General features: G+C 50.0%; 16 protein-coding genes and 1 pseudogene. 7 read left to right on the top strand and 10 right to left on the bottom strand.

The window, feature by feature from the left end; all coding sequences use genetic code 11:
- From BGK49_RS28660 to mgrB, 3 genes are all read right to left on the bottom strand, one after another.
- Nucleotides 1-165 (bottom strand): IS1 family transposase (locus BGK49_RS28660; protein ID WP_047664789.1); only part of this gene is annotated, 165 nt, incomplete at its 3' end.
- A 340-nt stretch (nucleotides 166-505) separates the two neighbouring features.
- Nucleotides 506-793 (bottom strand): YebO family protein, encoded by a 288-nt coding sequence (locus tag BGK49_RS23250; protein WP_001006852.1) that lies wholly within the window; start codon nucleotides 791-793, stop codon nucleotides 506-508.
- A gap of 74 nt (nucleotides 794-867) precedes the next feature.
- Nucleotides 868-1,011 carry a PhoP/PhoQ regulator MgrB gene (gene mgrB / locus BGK49_RS23245; RefSeq protein WP_069375836.1) on the bottom strand — a complete coding sequence of 48 codons (144 nt, stop codon included), beginning with the start codon at nucleotides 1,009-1,011 and terminating at the stop codon, nucleotides 868-870.
- 158 nt (nucleotides 1,012-1,169) lie between these two features.
- Between mgrB and BGK49_RS23240 the strand changes: the two genes are divergently transcribed.
- Nucleotides 1,170-1,409 (top strand): YobH family protein, encoded by a 240-nt coding sequence (locus BGK49_RS23240; protein WP_001211011.1) that lies wholly within the window; start codon nucleotides 1,170-1,172, stop codon nucleotides 1,407-1,409.
- Nucleotides 1,410-1,551: 142 nt separating this feature from the next.
- Here BGK49_RS23240 and kdgR read toward each other — a convergent pair whose 3' ends face one another.
- Nucleotides 1,552-2,343: a DNA-binding transcriptional regulator KdgR gene (kdgR, locus tag BGK49_RS23235; protein WP_001262182.1), complete on the bottom strand. Its 792-nt coding sequence runs from the start codon at nucleotides 2,341-2,343 to the stop codon at nucleotides 1,552-1,554.
- A 176-nt stretch (nucleotides 2,344-2,519) separates the two neighbouring features.
- Between kdgR and BGK49_RS23230 the strand changes: the two genes are divergently transcribed.
- Nucleotides 2,520-3,893 carry an MFS transporter gene (locus tag BGK49_RS23230; protein ID WP_001127216.1) on the top strand — a complete coding sequence of 458 codons (1,374 nt, stop codon included), beginning with the start codon at nucleotides 2,520-2,522 and terminating at the stop codon, nucleotides 3,891-3,893.
- Between the two features lie 45 nt (nucleotides 3,894-3,938).
- Here the strand turns inward: BGK49_RS23230 and htpX are convergent, their stop codons facing one another.
- The 4 genes from htpX to msrC form a co-directional block, all read right to left on the bottom strand.
- Nucleotides 3,939-4,820, bottom strand: a complete 882-nt coding sequence (gene htpX, locus BGK49_RS23225) for a protease HtpX (protein ID WP_000984517.1) — start codon at nucleotides 4,818-4,820, stop codon at nucleotides 3,939-3,941.
- Nucleotides 4,821-5,011: 191 nt separating this feature from the next.
- Nucleotides 5,012-7,060 carry a carboxy terminal-processing peptidase gene (gene prc, locus BGK49_RS23220; protein WP_024259617.1) on the bottom strand — a complete coding sequence of 683 codons (2,049 nt, stop codon included), beginning with the start codon at nucleotides 7,058-7,060 and terminating at the stop codon, nucleotides 5,012-5,014.
- Between the two features lie 19 nt (nucleotides 7,061-7,079).
- Entirely contained in the window at nucleotides 7,080-7,778 is a 699-nt protein-coding gene (gene proQ, locus BGK49_RS23215; RefSeq protein ID WP_000431370.1) for an RNA chaperone ProQ, read from the bottom strand.
- A gap of 96 nt (nucleotides 7,779-7,874) precedes the next feature.
- The gene (gene msrC, locus BGK49_RS23210; RefSeq protein ID WP_001043888.1) at nucleotides 7,875-8,372 is read right to left on the bottom strand and encodes an L-methionine (R)-S-oxide reductase; all 498 of its coding nucleotides are present in this window, start codon (nucleotides 8,370-8,372) and stop codon (nucleotides 7,875-7,877) included.
- 129 nt (nucleotides 8,373-8,501) lie between these two features.
- Between msrC and yebS the strand changes: the two genes are divergently transcribed.
- The 5 genes from yebS to BGK49_RS23185 all read left to right on the top strand — a co-directional run bounded on the left by yebS (nucleotide 8,502) and on the right by BGK49_RS23185 (nucleotide 14,556).
- Nucleotides 8,502-9,785, top strand: coding sequence for a membrane integrity lipid transport subunit YebS (yebS, locus tag BGK49_RS23205; protein WP_024259618.1), 1,284 nt, complete (start codon nucleotides 8,502-8,504; stop codon nucleotides 9,783-9,785).
- On the top strand, nucleotides 9,754-12,387 hold the full coding sequence (yebT, locus tag BGK49_RS23200; RefSeq protein WP_005042252.1) for a lipid-binding membrane homeostasis protein YebT: 2,634 nt from the start codon (nucleotides 9,754-9,756) through the stop codon (nucleotides 12,385-12,387). The genes yebS and yebT overlap by 32 nt, the downstream gene beginning before the upstream one ends.
- A gap of 79 nt (nucleotides 12,388-12,466) precedes the next feature.
- Nucleotides 12,467-13,906, top strand: coding sequence for a 16S rRNA (cytosine(1407)-C(5))-methyltransferase RsmF (rsmF, locus tag BGK49_RS23195; RefSeq protein WP_005024823.1), 1,440 nt, complete (start codon nucleotides 12,467-12,469; stop codon nucleotides 13,904-13,906).
- A 117-nt stretch (nucleotides 13,907-14,023) separates the two neighbouring features.
- A complete protein-coding gene (locus BGK49_RS23190) occupies nucleotides 14,024-14,260 on the top strand; it encodes a YebV family protein (RefSeq protein WP_001295499.1) in 237 nt (78 codons plus the stop codon).
- A 104-nt stretch (nucleotides 14,261-14,364) separates the two neighbouring features.
- On the top strand, nucleotides 14,365-14,556 hold the full coding sequence (locus BGK49_RS23185) for a YdfD/YebW family protein (RefSeq protein WP_000457842.1): 192 nt from the start codon (nucleotides 14,365-14,367) through the stop codon (nucleotides 14,554-14,556).
- Here the strand turns inward: BGK49_RS23185 and BGK49_RS23180 are convergent.
- Both BGK49_RS23180 and BGK49_RS23175 read right to left on the bottom strand, forming a co-directional pair.
- Nucleotides 14,557-14,991 (bottom strand): annotated as a pseudogene (locus tag BGK49_RS23180) (metallophosphoesterase family protein); the annotation flags it as partial.
- A 39-nt stretch (nucleotides 14,992-15,030) separates the two neighbouring features.
- A partial coding sequence (locus BGK49_RS23175) for an integrase core domain-containing protein (RefSeq protein ID WP_032232706.1) occupies nucleotides 15,031-15,370 on the bottom strand: 340 nt, incomplete at its 5' end.

Raw genomic sequence — 15,370 nt, 5'->3', positions numbered from 1 at the left:
TTTCTGGTGCGTACCGGGCTGAGAGGCGGTGTAAGTGAACTGTAGTTGCCATGTTTTACGGCAATGAGAGCAGAGATAGCGCTGATGTCCGGCAGTGCTTTTGCCGTTACGCACCACGCCTTCAGTAGCGGAGCAGGAAGGACATCTGATGGAAATGGAAGCCACGCAAGCACCTTAAAATCACCATCATACACTAAATCAGTAAGTTGGCAGCATTACCGAAAATTTAAAATAAGAAAAATTGATGAATGAGCAAAAAAATCAAGAGAGAAACGTTTCGCTAATAAATAATACCACGCTTAATCACAAATCCGATGTAAACATCCTAATAAATTAATGAGGAAAATATCTTTTTCTGATATCCCGTTACGCAAATAAATAATATGATAATTATTTGACGTCAGACCAGAGTTTTAATTTGAAGCAGTTGCACCATGACAGTGCGTATAATCAGGATGAATTGAGTAACCCTTCAACGACGGGGTTACTCAAGATTGAGGAAGGATTATCGTTCGGCGACCAGGCGAATAATATCTTCGTCATCAACCGATTTTTGACTCTCAATGGTCTTTTTATCTGCTTTCTCTGGTTCGTTTGCTTCGCACAAACGACGTAACAGTGCATTTTGACGTTTTTGCTGATCCAGCAACGCCTCAAGCAGTTCAATCTGTTCGTTAGTCCGTGAACTGGCACGATTGATAAAAAACCACAAGATGAGCCCGATAAGAATAACCACCACCGATACAACCAAAGACGCAATGTTCATCACGCCTGAATTTACAACTTCGTTCATTTCACCACCTCTGAGTAGAGGCGCTATTCTACCACTGCTGGAGAGGAAGAAAATCTAGTGCTGAAAAAATGATATCACAACGGGATAAACTGGTTAATGGCACAAATTCCGCTGAAAAATTGTACATCCTGATCGCACATCATGTTGAATACCTGCGCCCAAAGCAGCAAGCAAGCCAACACCACGACAACCAGAACGACCCATCGAAACTTTTTCACTCCAATCTCCGCTTCACCTACCTTATGTCATTAAACTAGCATGCGTTAGTTAAACAGCGCCTAACTATGTCGATATTCGTGCTTTTTCGGAATGAGTAGCTTGCTTCAGCGCATATTGCCGCTACGATTAAGCGAACATAAAAAGAGAAGAGGTTGTAATGCGATTCATCATTCGCACAGTTATGCTGATAGCACTGGTATGGATAGGATTATTACTCAGCGGATATGGCGTTTTGATTGGAAGCAAAGAGAATGCCGCAGGATTAGGTTTGCAATGTACCTATCTGACTGCCAGAGGCACCAGCACGGTACAATACTTGCACACTAAAAGTGGTTTCTTGGGGATAACAGATTGCCCACTGTTACGTAAAAGCAATATCGTGGTCGATAATGGTTAAGGGTAATAAATAACCAGATTCTCACTCATGAGTAAAATATTCTTATAGCAAGCGCGTTTAATATAACGCACCTTCAACTTTATTTTTCTCATGCTAAATAAAGAACCTGTCTGTTTGATATTCCGACAGGTTCTTACTCTCATCAGAACGGATAGTCGTGATAACCCATTTGGGCAGAAATTTTGCGCGCTGCGGTATGCAACATTGCGACATATTCCTGTAAACGCTCTTCAGAGAAACGCAACGTCGGGAAGGAGATGCTCAAACCGGCAATGACCACGCCAAAGCGATCAAATACCGGTACCGCAATGCATCGCAGCCCTTCTTCCTGCTCTTCGTTATCTTCGCCATACCCCTGCTCGCGCACCTGGTCCAGAACGGGTAATAACGCTTCTGTACTGGTGATGGTCCGCTCGGTACTGCGTTTATACTCCACGCCCTCAAGAATTTGCTTCACTTCATCGCGATCGCGCCATGCCAGCAGTACCTTACCAATCGCGGTGCTGTACAGCGGATTACGACGCCCAATCCGTGAATACATGCGCAAATTGTACATAGAGTCAATTTTGTGAATGTAAACAATACTGTCTTCGTCCAGTGCGCCGAGGTGGATAGTTTCTTTGGTCAGGCGGGAGATCTCACGCATCTGGATATCTGCGCTACGAATTAAATCGACGTTTTGTAACGCGCGAGCGCCCAGTTCAAACAATTTCAGGGTCAGGGAATATTTCTCCGACTCCCCTTCCTGCGCCACATAACCTAAGGTTTTCATGGTCTGTAAAAAGCGATAAACGGTGCTTTTTGACATCATGACGCGCTGCGACAGCTCGGTTATCCCTATTTCGCGCTCTTCACCCAGCGCCTGCAAAATGCCAAAAACTTTTAGCACGGAAGATACAGAATCAGGCTGTTTATCCAGATCTGCGTTAGCCATTTATCACCTCATTGCGAGTGTTTTATAAAAATCAGAACTGTTTTTTATTATAATTTCGCACCAGGGGGGTCGCAATCCATCTTTTGCCGGTTAGTTACAATTCTGCGACATCCACCGTGAATATCAGTGCTAGAATCATACCCCTGTTGATTATTCACCAAAGATATAAAATTCCTATGCCAAAAGTTCAGGCCGACGGCCTGCCATTGCCCCAGCGATACGGTGCGATATTAACCATTGTGATTGGTATTTCGATGGCTGTCCTTGACGGCGCAATCGCCAACGTCGCCCTGCCAACAATCGCCACGGACCTTCATGCCACGCCAGCCAGTTCCATCTGGGTAGTGAACGCCTATCAAATCGCCATTGTCATCTCCCTGCTCTCGTTTTCGTTTCTGGGCGATATGTTTGGCTATCGACGTATTTATAAATGCGGTCTGGTCGTTTTTCTGTTGTCTTCACTGTTCTGCGCCCTTTCTGATTCGCTGCAAATGCTCACCCTTGCGCGTGTCATACAAGGTTTCGGCGGTGCAGCGTTGATGAGCGTTAATACCGCACTTATCCGCCTGATCTATCCACAACGTTTTCTGGGGAGAGGGATGGGCATAAACTCGTTTATTGTTGCCGTCTCTTCTGCTGCCGGGCCGACAATTGCTGCAGCAATCCTCTCCATCGCATCCTGGAAATGGTTATTTTTAATCAACGTACCGTTAGGTATTATCGCCCTGCTTCTGGCGATGCGTTTTCTGCCACCCAATGGTTCTCGCGCCAGTAAACCCCGTTTCGACCTGCCCAGCGCCGTGATGAACGCGTTAACCTTCGGCCTGCTTATCACTGCGTTGAGTGGTTTCGCTCAGGGGCAATCGCTGACGTTAATTGCTGCGGAACTGGTGGTAATGGTTGTTGTTGGTATTTTCTTTATTCGCCGCCAGCTTTCTCTTCCCGTACCGCTGCTACCGGTGGATTTACTGCGTATCCCGCTGTTTTCACTTTCTATTTGCACATCTGTTTGCTCTTTCTGCGCACAAATGCTGGCAATGGTTTCCCTGCCCTTTTACCTGCAAACCGTGCTCGGGCGTAGTGAAGTCGAAACAGGTTTACTTCTGACACCGTGGCCGTTAGCAACGATGGTGATGGCTCCGTTGGCAGGCTATTTGATTGAACGCGTACATGCAGGATTGCTGGGTGCTCTAGGGTTGTTCATCATGGCTGCGGGGCTTTTTTCCCTGGTTCTGCTGCCCGCGTCACCTGCGGATATCAATATTATCTGGCCGATGATCTTATGTGGCGCTGGATTTGGCTTGTTCCAGTCACCCAATAACCACACCATTATTACCTCCGCTCCTCGCGAACGTAGCGGTGGAGCCAGTGGCATGTTAGGAACTGCTCGTCTACTGGGTCAGAGTAGCGGCGCGGCACTGGTGGCGCTGATGCTAAATCAGTTCGGTGATAATGGTACGCACGTTTCGCTGATGGCTGCGGCTATTCTGGCAGTGATTGCTGCCTGTGTCAGTGGTTTACGTATCACTCAGCCACGATCCAGGGCATAAAAAAAGCGCGTCGATCAGGACGCACTTTTTAGTATTTACTTCATATTACTTCAGGTATTCACCCGTACGCAGAGCTTCAATTCGTTTATCCAGCGGCGGGTGAGTCATGAACAACTCACTGAGCGATTTCGACTTACCGTTAATGCAGAAAGCCATCATGCTGGTTGCTTCTTGCGGTTCATAGCTGGTTTTCAGGCGCTGCAGCGCGGCAATCATTTTCTCGCGACCAACCAGTTTTGCCGAACCGGCATCAGCATGGAATTCACGATGACGCGAGAACCACATGGTGATAATGCTCGCCAGAATACCAAACACCAGTTCCAGAACCGTTGCAACCGCAAAGTAGATCAGCGGGTTGCCGTTGCTCTCTTCACCTTCATCACGATTTCCGCCCATAAAACCCGCGGCAAGCTGCGCCAGAATACGGGAAATAAAGATAACGAAGGTGTTCACCACGCCCTGAATCAGCGTCATGGTGACCATATCACCATTGGCGATGTGGCTGATTTCGTGAGCAATTACCGCCTCGGCTTCATCCGGGCTCATGTTCTGCAGCAAACCGGTGCTGACAGCAACCAGAGAGGCATCACGGCGCGCACCGGTTGCAAAAGCGTTGATGTCCGGCGCATGGTAGATAGCCACTTGCGGCATAGCGATCCCTGCCTGACGAGCCTGGGTTGCTACAGTATTGACCAGCCAACGTTCCCTTTCGTTACGCGGTTGCTCGATCACTTCCCCGCCAACAGATCGTAATGCCATCCATTTGGACATCAGAAGCGAAACGAAGGAACCACCAAAACCGAACAGCAAGGCCATGATCATCAGCCCCTGAACGCTGCTCGACTGTATCCCTGTCAGGCTCAGTACCAGCCCGAAAACGACCATTACGGCCAGGTTCGTTAGCAGGAAGAGCGCGATTCGCATCATAATTTTCTTTTTACCTCAGTTTAACAAAACGCAATATGCGATACCCACATCGTATGGGTTACGCGACTATTTTCAAGTCTGGATAGTGCGTAAGTCACCAGAAAGACACAACTTTACATTTTGTAGCATCTGATTTACGGCATCTTGCCGCTGTTAAAAAATCAGGCACAATTTCTTGTGCCTGATTGATATTACTTGACGGGAGCGGGTTGTTCCACGGGTCTGGCTTTTTCAAGCTTCGCCAGATCGAGTGCGATATTCACCGTCTCATCCAGATAAGGATCCGGCTCTTGGTAATCTTTCGGTAGATCATCCAGCTTCTTCAACTCCGGTTTACCTTCGCGTTTAAAGCGTTCGTTCAAACGCGCCAGACGCGTCGCATCATCTTCATTATTCTCTTTCTCACGCACAGCGTAGTTCAGAGAAACGATATTGCGCTTGTCCTTCATAGCGTTGAAGCGCGCGATATCCTTCATGATGTTCTGGAACTCAGGATCTTTCGCGATACGCGCATTATGTTCCTTCAGCAGCTCCGGCCCAAAGGCCGTTAAATCGCCTGATTTCACATAAGTCGCGGCATCAATGCTATCCCACGGCAGCGCGTTATCTTCGAATTTCTCACCCGTTTCCGTTTCTTCATTACCCGTCGGCATGATGATGTCTGGCGTTACGCCTTTACGTTGCGTACTGCCGCCGTTAACGCGATAGAATTTCTGGATCGTGTACTGCACAGAACCCAGCGCTGGCCATTCAGGACGTAACATCTGATCGTAAATACGGTTCAATGAACGGTATTGCTGAACGGTGCCTTTACCAAACGTCGGTTCACCCACAACCAGCGCACGACCGTAATCCTGCATTGCCGCGGCAAAGATTTCTGAAGCCGAAGCACTGAAACGGTCAACCAGTACCACCAGAGGGCCTTTATAGAACACCTGCCCGTCGGTATCGCTGTCTTCACGAACCTTGCCGTTGTTATCGCGGACCTGAACAATGGGACCCGCAGGAATAAACAGACCTGAGAGCGATACCGCTTCGGTCAACGCCCCACCGCCATTGCTACGCAGGTCGATGATCACACTGCTGACATTCTGTTTTTCCAGTTTCTGCAGTTGAACTTTGACATCGTCTGTCAAACCCACATAGAAGCCCGGAATATCCAGCACGCCGACTTTCTCTTTACCGACGGTCTTCACCGACATTTTAACCGCGCGGTCTTCGAGACGAATACGTTCACGGGTCAATGTTACAGTGCGGGTCTTGGTCCCTTTACCAGCAGGTAAAATTTCCAGACGAACTTTACTGCCCTTCGGCCCTTTAATTAAGGCAACCACATCATCAAGACGCCAGCCAATCACGTCAACCATCGGCTTGCCTGTTTGACCAACACCGACAATTTTGTCACCAACGCTGATAGCTTTACTCTTCGCTGCCGGACCACCTGCCACCATCGAATTGATAACGGTGTAGTCATCATCCATTTGCAGCACTGCGCCAATACCTTCCAGCGACAAACTCATTTCAGTGTTGAACTGTTCGGTATTACGCGGGGAAAGATAGTTGGTATGCGGGTCGATTTCACGCGCAAACGCCGTCATTGCCAGCGAGAAAACATCTTCGCTGTTGGTTTGCGCCAGACGACGAATGGCAAATTTGTAGCGGCGTGTCAGGGTTTCACGAATTTCTTTATCCGTTTTTCCTGCCAGCTTCAGGCTTAACTCGTCGAATTTGACTTTACTGTCCCACAGCGCGTTCAACTCAGCCTCGTTTTTCGGCCAGGGCGCTTTGCTGCGGTCAAGGTTATAAGTGTCGTTGCCGGTGAAATCCATCGGCTTTTCCAGTACCGACAAAGCGTACTGGTAACGCTCAAAACGGCGCTTTTGCGCCAGATTGTAGAGATCGTAGAAAGCGTCGAGTTTGCCTGAACGCAGTTCATCGCCTAACTCGGTTTTCTTTTTCGCGAACTGTTCAACATCGCTTGCCAGCAGCACGTTGTGGCTGTAATCGAGCAGATTCAGGTAGCGGTCAAAGATTTTGGCCGAAAATGCCTGATCGAGGTCGAACTGGCGATAATGAGAACGGGTGAAGCGCGACGTTACGCGCTCACTTACCGTCGCATGCTGCGTCTCTTCCTTTAATACCGGAATTTGATCAGCACGCGTGATATCTTCTACAGCGAAGGTCTGGCCTGCTATTGCAAGCAGGCCAGCTAACGCGGTAAGCCTAAAAAACATGTTCATGCCTGGCCCGGCCTCCGTTTCAGAACACCAGGTGTTCTGCGCGCACAATCAAAGACATACCCGAATTCAGCTGGACGCGGACGCCGTCTTTGGTGATTTCTAATACGGTGGCATCCATCGCGTTTTGACCCGCTTTCACCTTCAGAGCTTGTCCGACAGTCAGAGCTGAAATGTCAGAAACCGGGGTGTGCTGTTCTTCGCGAGGTGCTTTTACTGTTTTTGGCGCTTTCTCTACCGGCTTTTGCGCACGAGGTTTACGTTCAGCGCCTTCTTTGCGGCGTGGCGTGGTCGGACGTGGCTTGCGTTCGCGGCGCGGTGCGTCTTCTTTCTCACCAGCAGCTGCGGCAGCTTCGCGTTTTTTCGCTTGCTGTTCAGCACGCTGTGCCTGAACACGCGCTTTCGCTTCTTCAAGCTGCTTGCGAGCATGCTCTACATGTTGCTCGTCCAGCTCACCGCATGGGTTGCCGTCAAGATCGACACGCGTTGCGCCGGGTTTAACACCGTAAAGATAACGCCAGCTCGAAGTGTAGAGACGTAAAGCGGATCGTAATTGCGTTTTGCTCAGGTTCATTTCCCCGGCAACACGATCGACCAAATCCTGAAAAATACCGATTTTCAGCGGACGCGCTTCACCTTCCGCACTGAAACAGTGGGGAAAACGTTCGGCCAGAAACGCGATTACTTCTTTACTGCTATTCAACTTAGGTTGATTTTCCATGAAATTTCCTGATTACAACGGACGTAGCCAACAAGCGCAGGCATGAACAGGCGTCATTATAATGACGCTACCAGTAAATGCTACGTTATCCGTTGATTATCCTGCGACGCTCGCAAAGAATTTTTTGTAATCCGTCGTTGCAAGCACTTTTTCAAGCTGTGCCACAAGCTGACGTAAGCCTTGCTCGTCCTCGTCTGTAAAGCGACCGAAGACGGTACTATCGATGTCAAGAACACCAATAATCTGATTTTTCACCACCAGCGGCAGAACAATTTCAGAATTACTCGCCGCATCACAGGCAATATGCCCGTCAAACGCGTGAACATCCTTGATACGCTGCACTTGATTGCGGGCAACCGCAGTGCCGCACACCCCGCGCCCGACGGGTATCCGGACACAGGCAATTTTGCCCTGAAATGGTCCGAGTACCAGTGTATCGTCCTCAAGCAAATAAAAACCTGCCCAGTTTACGTCAGTGAGACGCTCGTATAACAACGCACTGGTGTTCGCAAGCGTTGCCAGAAAACTGGTTTCTCCCGCCATCAGCGCGTTAAAGTCGCGATTTAAATCCGCGTAAAATTCTGTTTTGTTCATTATATAATCACTTGTTTGTCTTACCTGGAACTGCCAGCCTATTAAAATAAGCATTAAATGCGTTAATGCTCAAGATCATTCCCATCATGGGTTAAGATTAATGTTAATTCTTATTACGTTTGGCACGTCATGGCTCTTAACACACCACAAATTACGCCGACAAAAAAGATAACAGTGAGGTCAATCGGCGAGGAACTGCCGCGTGGTGATTACCAACGTTGCCCGCAATGTGACATGCTGTTTAGCCTGCCCGAGATAAATTCTCATCAGAGTGCCTATTGTCCGCGCTGTCAGGCAAAAATTCGCGACGGGCGCGACTGGTCGCTAACGCGCCTGGCGGCAATGGCTTTCACCATGCTGTTGCTGATGCCGTTTGCCTGGGGCGAACCGCTGTTGCATATCTGGCTGTTAGGTATTCGTATCGACGCAAACGTCATGCAAGGCATCTGGCAAATGACCAAACAGGGCGATACGATAACGGGGGCGATGGTCTTTTTCTGCGTTATTGGTGCCCCCCTCATTCTGGTGTCCTCCATAGCATATTTATGGTTTGGTAACCGACTGGGAATGAATTTACGTCCGGTACTGCTGATGCTTGAGCGTCTTAAAGAGTGGGTAATGCTGGATATCTACCTGGTCGGCATTGGCGTTGCTTCTATAAAGGTACAGGATTATGCCCATATCCAGGCGGGTGTCGGCTTGTTCTCTTTTGTGGCGTTGGTGATTTTAACGACGGTGACGTTGTCACATCTTAATGTTGAGGAGCTGTGGGAGCGATATTATCCGCAGCGCCCCGCTACGCGTAGGGACGAGAAACTTCGTGTCTGTCTTGGGTGCCATTTTACCGGCTATCCTGATCAGCGTGGTCGCTGCCCGCGTTGCCATATCCCGCTACGCCTGCGTCGTCGTCATAGTTTGCAAAAATGCTGGGCGGCGCTGTTAGCGTCAATCGTTTTGTTGTTACCAGCCAACCTATTGCCTATTTCTATCATTTATCTGAATGGTGGCCGGCAGGAAGATACGATTCTTTCCGGGATTATGTCGCTGGCAAGTAGCAACATTGCGGTCGCCGGAATCGTGTTTATCGCCAGTATTCTGGTACCGTTTACTAAAGTGATCGTCATGTTCACTTTACTGTTGAGCATTCATTTTAAATGCCAGCAAGGTTTACGCACACGCATTCTGTTACTGCGGATGGTGACCTGGATTGGACGCTGGTCGATGCTCGACCTGTTTGTCATATCTTTAACCATGTCGCTGATTAATCGCGATCAGATCCTCGCTTTTACTATGGGACCGGCTGCGTTTTATTTTGGCGCAGCCGTAATTTTGACTATTCTTGCTGTGGAATTGCTGGACAGCCGCTTACTTTGGGATGCACATGAGTCAGGAAACGCCCGCTTCGACGACTGAAGCGCAGATTAAAAATAAACGCCGTATCTCACCTTTCTGGCTGCTGCCTTTCATCGCGCTAATGATTGCCGGTTGGCTGATTTGGGACAGTTATCAGGACCGAAGTAATACCGTCACCATCGACTTTATGTCGGCGGATGGTATTGTACCGGGCCGTACGCCTGTTCGTTATCAGGGCGTTGAAGTCGGAACAGTGCAGGATATCAGCCTCAGCGACGATCTTCGTAAGATTGAAGTCAAGGTCAGCATCAAGTCCGATATGAAAGATGCGCTGCGCGAAGAGACTCAATTCTGGCTGGTGACGCCAAAAGCATCGTTGGCAGGTGTCTCCGGGCTGGACGCCCTCGTCGGTGGGAACTATATCGGCATGATGCCGGGTACAGGTAAAGAGCAGGATCACTTTGTCGCACTCGATACCCAACCGAAATATCGGCTGGACAATGGCGATCTGATGATCCACCTGCAAGCCCCCGATCTCGGTTCGCTGAACAGCGGTTCATTGGTCTATTTCCGCAAGATCCCGGTGGGAAAAGTCTACGACTATGCCATCAATCCCAACAAACAAGGCGTGGTGATTGATGTCCTGATCGAGCGGCGTTTTACCGATCTGGTGAAAAAAGGTAGCCGTTTCTGGAACGTTTCCGGCGTTGATGCCAATGTCAGTATCAGTGGCGCGAAGGTGAAACTGGAAAGCCTGGCGGCACTGGTTAACGGTGCGATTGCCTTCGATTCACCAGAAGAGTCGAAACCTGCCGAGGCGGAAGATACCTTTGGTCTGTATGAAGACCTCGCCCATAGCCAGCGTGGCGTAATAATCAAACTGGAACTGCCGAGTGGGGCCGGATTAACCGCCGACTCGACGCCATTAATGTATCAGGGACTGGAAGTCGGACAGCTAACTAAACTGGATTTAAATCCTGGTGGTAAAGTCACTGGGGAAATGACAGTTGATCCCAGCGTCGTTACCCTACTTCGTGAAAATACCCGCATCGAATTACGTAATCCGAAATTATCCCTTAGCGATGCCAATCTCAGCGCCCTGCTGACTGGCAAAACCTTCGAGTTGGTACCCGGCGATGGCGAGCCACGCAAAGAGTTCGTTGTTGTGCCAGGCGAAAAAGCACTGCTGCATGAACCTGATGTTCTGACGCTGACCCTGACCGCGCCGGAAAGTTACGGTATTGATACGGGTCAGCCGCTCATTCTTCACGGCGTGCAGGTAGGCCAGGTTATTGATCGTAAACTCACCAGCAAAGGCGTTACCTTTACCGTCGCCATCGAGCCTCAGCATCGCGAACTGGTAAAAGGCGATAGCAAATTTGTCGTCAACAGCCGTGTCGACGTGAAGGTGGGGCTGGATGGCGTTGAGTTTCTTGGTGCCAGCGCCTCAGAATGGATTAACGGCGGGATACGTATTCTGCCACGCAATAAAGGTGAGATGAAAGCCAGCTATCCACTGTATGCCAATCTGGAAAAAGCGCTGGAGAACAGCCTTAGCGATTTACCCACCACAACCGTGAGTTTGAGTGCAGAGACGCTGCCGGATGTGCAGGCAGGATCGGTAGTGCTGTACCGTAAATTTGAAGTTGGTGAAGTGATTACCGTGCGTCCGCGAGCTAACGCGTTTGATATCGATCTGCATATTAAGCCGGAGTATCGCAACCTTCTGACCAGCAATAGCGTGTTCTGGGCAGAAGGCGGGGGGAAAGTTCAGCTGAATGGTAGTGGCCTGACCGTACAGGCATCCCCGCTCTCCAGAGCATTAAAGGGAGCCATTAGCTTCGATAACCTCAGCGGTGCCAGCGCCAGTCAGCGTAAAGGCGACAAACGAATTCTGTATGCTTCCGAAACAGCGGCCCGTGCGGTTGGTGGGCAGATTACGCTTCACGCTTTCGATGCCGGAAAACTGGCGGTCGGGATGCCAATTCGCTATCTCGGTATTGATATCGGGCAAATCCAGACGCTGGATCTGATTACCGCGCGCAATGAAGTACAGGCAAAGGCGGTGCTCTATCCGGAGTATGTCCAGACCTTCGCCCGCGGCGGTACGCGCTTCTCGGTGGTCACACCGCAAATTTCAGCCGCGGGCGTTGAGCATCTAGATACTATCCTCCAGCCGTATATCAATGTCGAACCAGGTCGGGGTAATCCTCGCCGTGACTTTGAGTTGCAAGAAGCTACTATTACTGATTCGCGTTACCTGGATGGCTTAAGCATTATTGTCGAAGCACCGGAAGCCGGTTCGTTAGGTATTGGTACGCCTGTGCTGTTCCGTGGTCTGGAAGTAGGTACGGTTACCGGAATGACGCTGGGGACATTGTCAGATCGCGTGATGATTGCGATGCGCATCAGTAAACGCTATCAACACCTGGTGCGTAACAATTCCGTCTTCTGGTTGGCATCGGGTTACAGTCTGGACTTTGGTCTGACGGGCGGCGTAGTGAAAACCGGCACCTTTAACCAGTTTATCCGTGGCGGCATCGCCTTCGCCACGCCTCCGGGTACGCCACTGGCACCGAAAGCCCAGGAAGGCAAACACTTCCTGTTGCAGGAAAGTGAACCGAAAGAGTGGCGTGAATGGGGAACTGCGCTTCCCAAATAATGCCCACTGCTCCGGCGTGCCTGCGCCGGAGCGTTTATGCTAAACTGCGCGCCTGTTTTTTTGCCAGTGGTACATGCTCGTGGCCCAACACACCGTTTATTTCCCGGACGCGTTTCTGACACAAATGCGCGAAGCTATGCCTTCGACGCTCTCATTTGATGATTTTCTTGCCGCCTGTCAGCGCCCGTTGCGCCGCAGCATTCGCGTTAATGCGCTGAAAATCTCCGTTGCTGATTTCCTGCAATTAACCGCTCCTTATGGCTGGACGCTTACGCCAATTCCGTGGTGTGAAGAAGGTTTCTGGATTGAACGCGACAATGAAGATGCATTGCCATTGGGTAGTACCGCCGAGCATTTAAGTGGCCTGTTTTATATTCAGGAAGCCAGTTCAATGTTGCCCGTCGCCGCCTTGTTTGCTGACGGTAATGCACCACAGCGGGTGATGGATGTCGCTGCTGCGCCAGGCTCAAAAACGACGCAAATTGCCGCGCGGATGAATAACGAAGGGGCAATCCTTGCCAATGAGTTTTCCGCCAGTCGGGTAAAAGTGTTACATGCCAATATCAGCCGCTGTGGCATCAGTAATGTTGCGCTCACACATTTTGATGGCCGCGTGTTTGGTGCGGCAGTGCCAGAAATGTTTGATGCCATTTTGCTGGACGCTCCCTGCTCCGGCGAAGGCGTGGTGCGTAAAGATCCCGATGCGCTAAAAAACTGGTCACCAGAAAGCAATCAGGAAATCGCAGCTACACAACGGGAGCTTATCGACAGCGCCTTTCATGCATTACGTCCTGGTGGTACGCTGGTTTACTCGACCTGTACCTTAAACCAGGAAGAAAACGAAGCCGTTTGCCTGTGGCTGAAAGAGACTTACCCCGACGCAGTAGAGTTTTTACCACTTGGCGATCTCTTCCCTGGTGCAAACAAAGCGCTGACCGAAGAAGGCTTTTTGCATGTTTTCCCACAAATTTACGACTGCGAAGGCTTTTTCGTTGCTCGTCTGCGTAAAACTCAGGCGATTCCCGCCTTACCCGCCCCCAAATACAAAGTCGGTAATTTTCCGTTCAGCCCGGTGAAAGATCGCGAAGCTGGACAAATTCGCCAGGCGGCTGCAGGTGTTGGCTTAAACTGGGATGAAAACCTGCGCCTCTGGCAGCGTGACAAAGAACTGTGGTTGTTCCCGGTGGGCATTGAAGCCCTGATCGGTAAAGTCCGATTTTCTCGCTTGGGGATTAAACTTGCCGAAACGCACAACAAAGGTTATCGCTGGCAGCATGAAGCAGTTATTGCCCTTGCCACCCCCGACAATGTGAACGCTTTTGAACTGACACCGCAGGAAGCGGAGGAGTGGTATCGCGGGCGCGATGTTTACCCGCAAGCCGCGCCAGTGGCGGATGACGTGTTGGTTACTTTCCAGCATCAACCGATTGGTTTAGCCAAACGGATTGGTTCGCGATTGAAAAACAGCTATCCGCGTGAACTGGTGCGCGATGGGAAACTTTTTACCGGTAACGCCTGACAGCGCACAAAAAAAGCGCACTTTTTGACTGGCACATTCGGCTGCCTCAACTAGGCTGAAAAATGGTGCGATCGGACTGGTCGTACCACAACCGGCAGCTAAATGGAGAGCACGAAGATGAAAACCAGTGTGCGCATAGGCGCTTTTGAAATCGACGACGGCGAATTACACGGTGAATCGCCGGGTGATCGAACGTTAACCATTCCTTGTAAATCTGACCCCGATTTATGTATGCAACTCGATGCCTGGGATGCTGAAACCAGTATCCCTGCCCTGCTAAATGGCGAACACTCTGTCCTTTACCGTACCCGTTACGATCAACAATCTGATGCCTGGATTATGCGTCTTGCCTGATCCAAAAAGAACCCGTCGGCATGGCGGGTTATTTGTCCTGGTTATTCCCCCGTTGTAAAATCTCTCCTAAACTTAACGGTACGGCACCACACTTCGGGGATGAAATGTTCGCGCTGGTACTTTTTGTTTGCTACCTGGATGGCGGTTGTGAAGATATTGTTGTGGATGTCTACAACACGGAACAGCAGTGTCTTTATTCTATGAGCGATCAACGGATCCGCCAGGGCGGTTGTTTTCCGATTGAGGATTTTATAGATGGTTTCTGGCGACCTGCACAGGAGTACGGTGATTTTTAATCATTGCAATTGCACAAGAGTCAGTTCGCCCCCAAAGACAGCACCGGTATCAATATAATGCAGGTTGCCAATATCCACGCGATGTCGCAACGGTGTATGACCAAACCAGAAATGATCAGCACCTGTAATTCCCTGCCCTTTTTGGCGTTCACCTAATCGCGAGCGGCTCCACAAGACCTGATGCAAATCAACGTCCTTTTGCCATTCATAAACATCATCTGGATAATCCGCATGAGCAATAACATGCTTGCCAGTGCGACTGTGTACTTCAAGAATAAAGGGCAAATGCTGACATTTTTCCAGCGCCGTTTTCGCTTGTTTCTGTTGATTATCTGCCAGCGCAATAAACCAGTCGCCGCCATTCATCAACCACAAAGACATCTGCTGGGATGCCAGCGCATCCATCGCCATCTGTTCATGATTGCCTCTTACTGAACCGCCCCGGGTTTCCTGGAGAGTGTTTTATCTGTGAACTCAGGCTGCCAGATCATCGTTTCCGATGGAAGCATAATAAGCTTTTTCTGCTTCTGCCGGAGGAGTATGGCCCAGCCTTTCCAGCAATCGTCGATTGTTATACCAGTCCACCCACGTGAGTGTGGCCAGTTCCACTTCTGCACGGTTTTTCCAGCTCTTACGGTGTATTACCTCCGCTTTGTAAAGACCATTGATGCTCTCCGCCATCGCGTTGTCATACGAGTCGCCTGTACTTCCTGTTGATGCCAGTAATCCGGCTTCCTTAAGCCGCTGTGTGTAGGCCAGCGATACATACTGAGAACCTTTATCACTGTGATGGACCGTGCCGGACGGTCGACGG

Source organism: Shigella sp. FC1544 (assembly GCF_001722145.1).
Lineage (GTDB): Bacteria > Pseudomonadota > Gammaproteobacteria > Enterobacterales > Enterobacteriaceae > Escherichia > Escherichia coli.
Note: the sequence above shows the minus strand (reverse complement) of the source record. Positions and strands in the feature narration are given on the sequence as shown.

Coding starts and splice junctions, on each gene's coding strand:
- BGK49_RS23250 (WP_001006852.1), bottom strand. CDS start 793: ATGAACGAAGTTGTAAATTCAGGCGTGATGAACATTGCGTCTTTGGTT.
- yebS (WP_024259618.1), top strand. CDS start 8,502: ATGGCTCTTAACACACCACAAATTACGCCGACAAAAAAGATAACAGTG.
- kdgR (WP_001262182.1), bottom strand. CDS start 2,343: ATGGCTAACGCAGATCTGGATAAACAGCCTGATTCTGTATCTTCCGTG.
- yebT (WP_005042252.1), top strand. CDS start 9,754: ATGAGTCAGGAAACGCCCGCTTCGACGACTGAAGCGCAGATTAAAAAT.
- BGK49_RS23240 (WP_001211011.1), top strand. CDS start 1,170: ATGCGATTCATCATTCGCACAGTTATGCTGATAGCACTGGTATGGATA.
- BGK49_RS23185 (WP_000457842.1), top strand. CDS start 14,365: ATGTTCGCGCTGGTACTTTTTGTTTGCTACCTGGATGGCGGTTGTGAA.
- htpX (WP_000984517.1), bottom strand. CDS start 4,820: ATGATGCGAATCGCGCTCTTCCTGCTAACGAACCTGGCCGTAATGGTC.
- msrC (WP_001043888.1), bottom strand. CDS start 8,372: ATGAACAAAACAGAATTTTACGCGGATTTAAATCGCGACTTTAACGCG.
- prc (WP_024259617.1), bottom strand. CDS start 7,060: ATGAACATGTTTTTTAGGCTTACCGCGTTAGCTGGCCTGCTTGCAATA.
- proQ (WP_000431370.1), bottom strand. CDS start 7,778: ATGGAAAATCAACCTAAGTTGAATAGCAGTAAAGAAGTAATCGCGTTT.
- BGK49_RS23190 (WP_001295499.1), top strand. CDS start 14,024: ATGAAAACCAGTGTGCGCATAGGCGCTTTTGAAATCGACGACGGCGAA.
- BGK49_RS23230 (WP_001127216.1), top strand. CDS start 2,520: ATGCCAAAAGTTCAGGCCGACGGCCTGCCATTGCCCCAGCGATACGGT.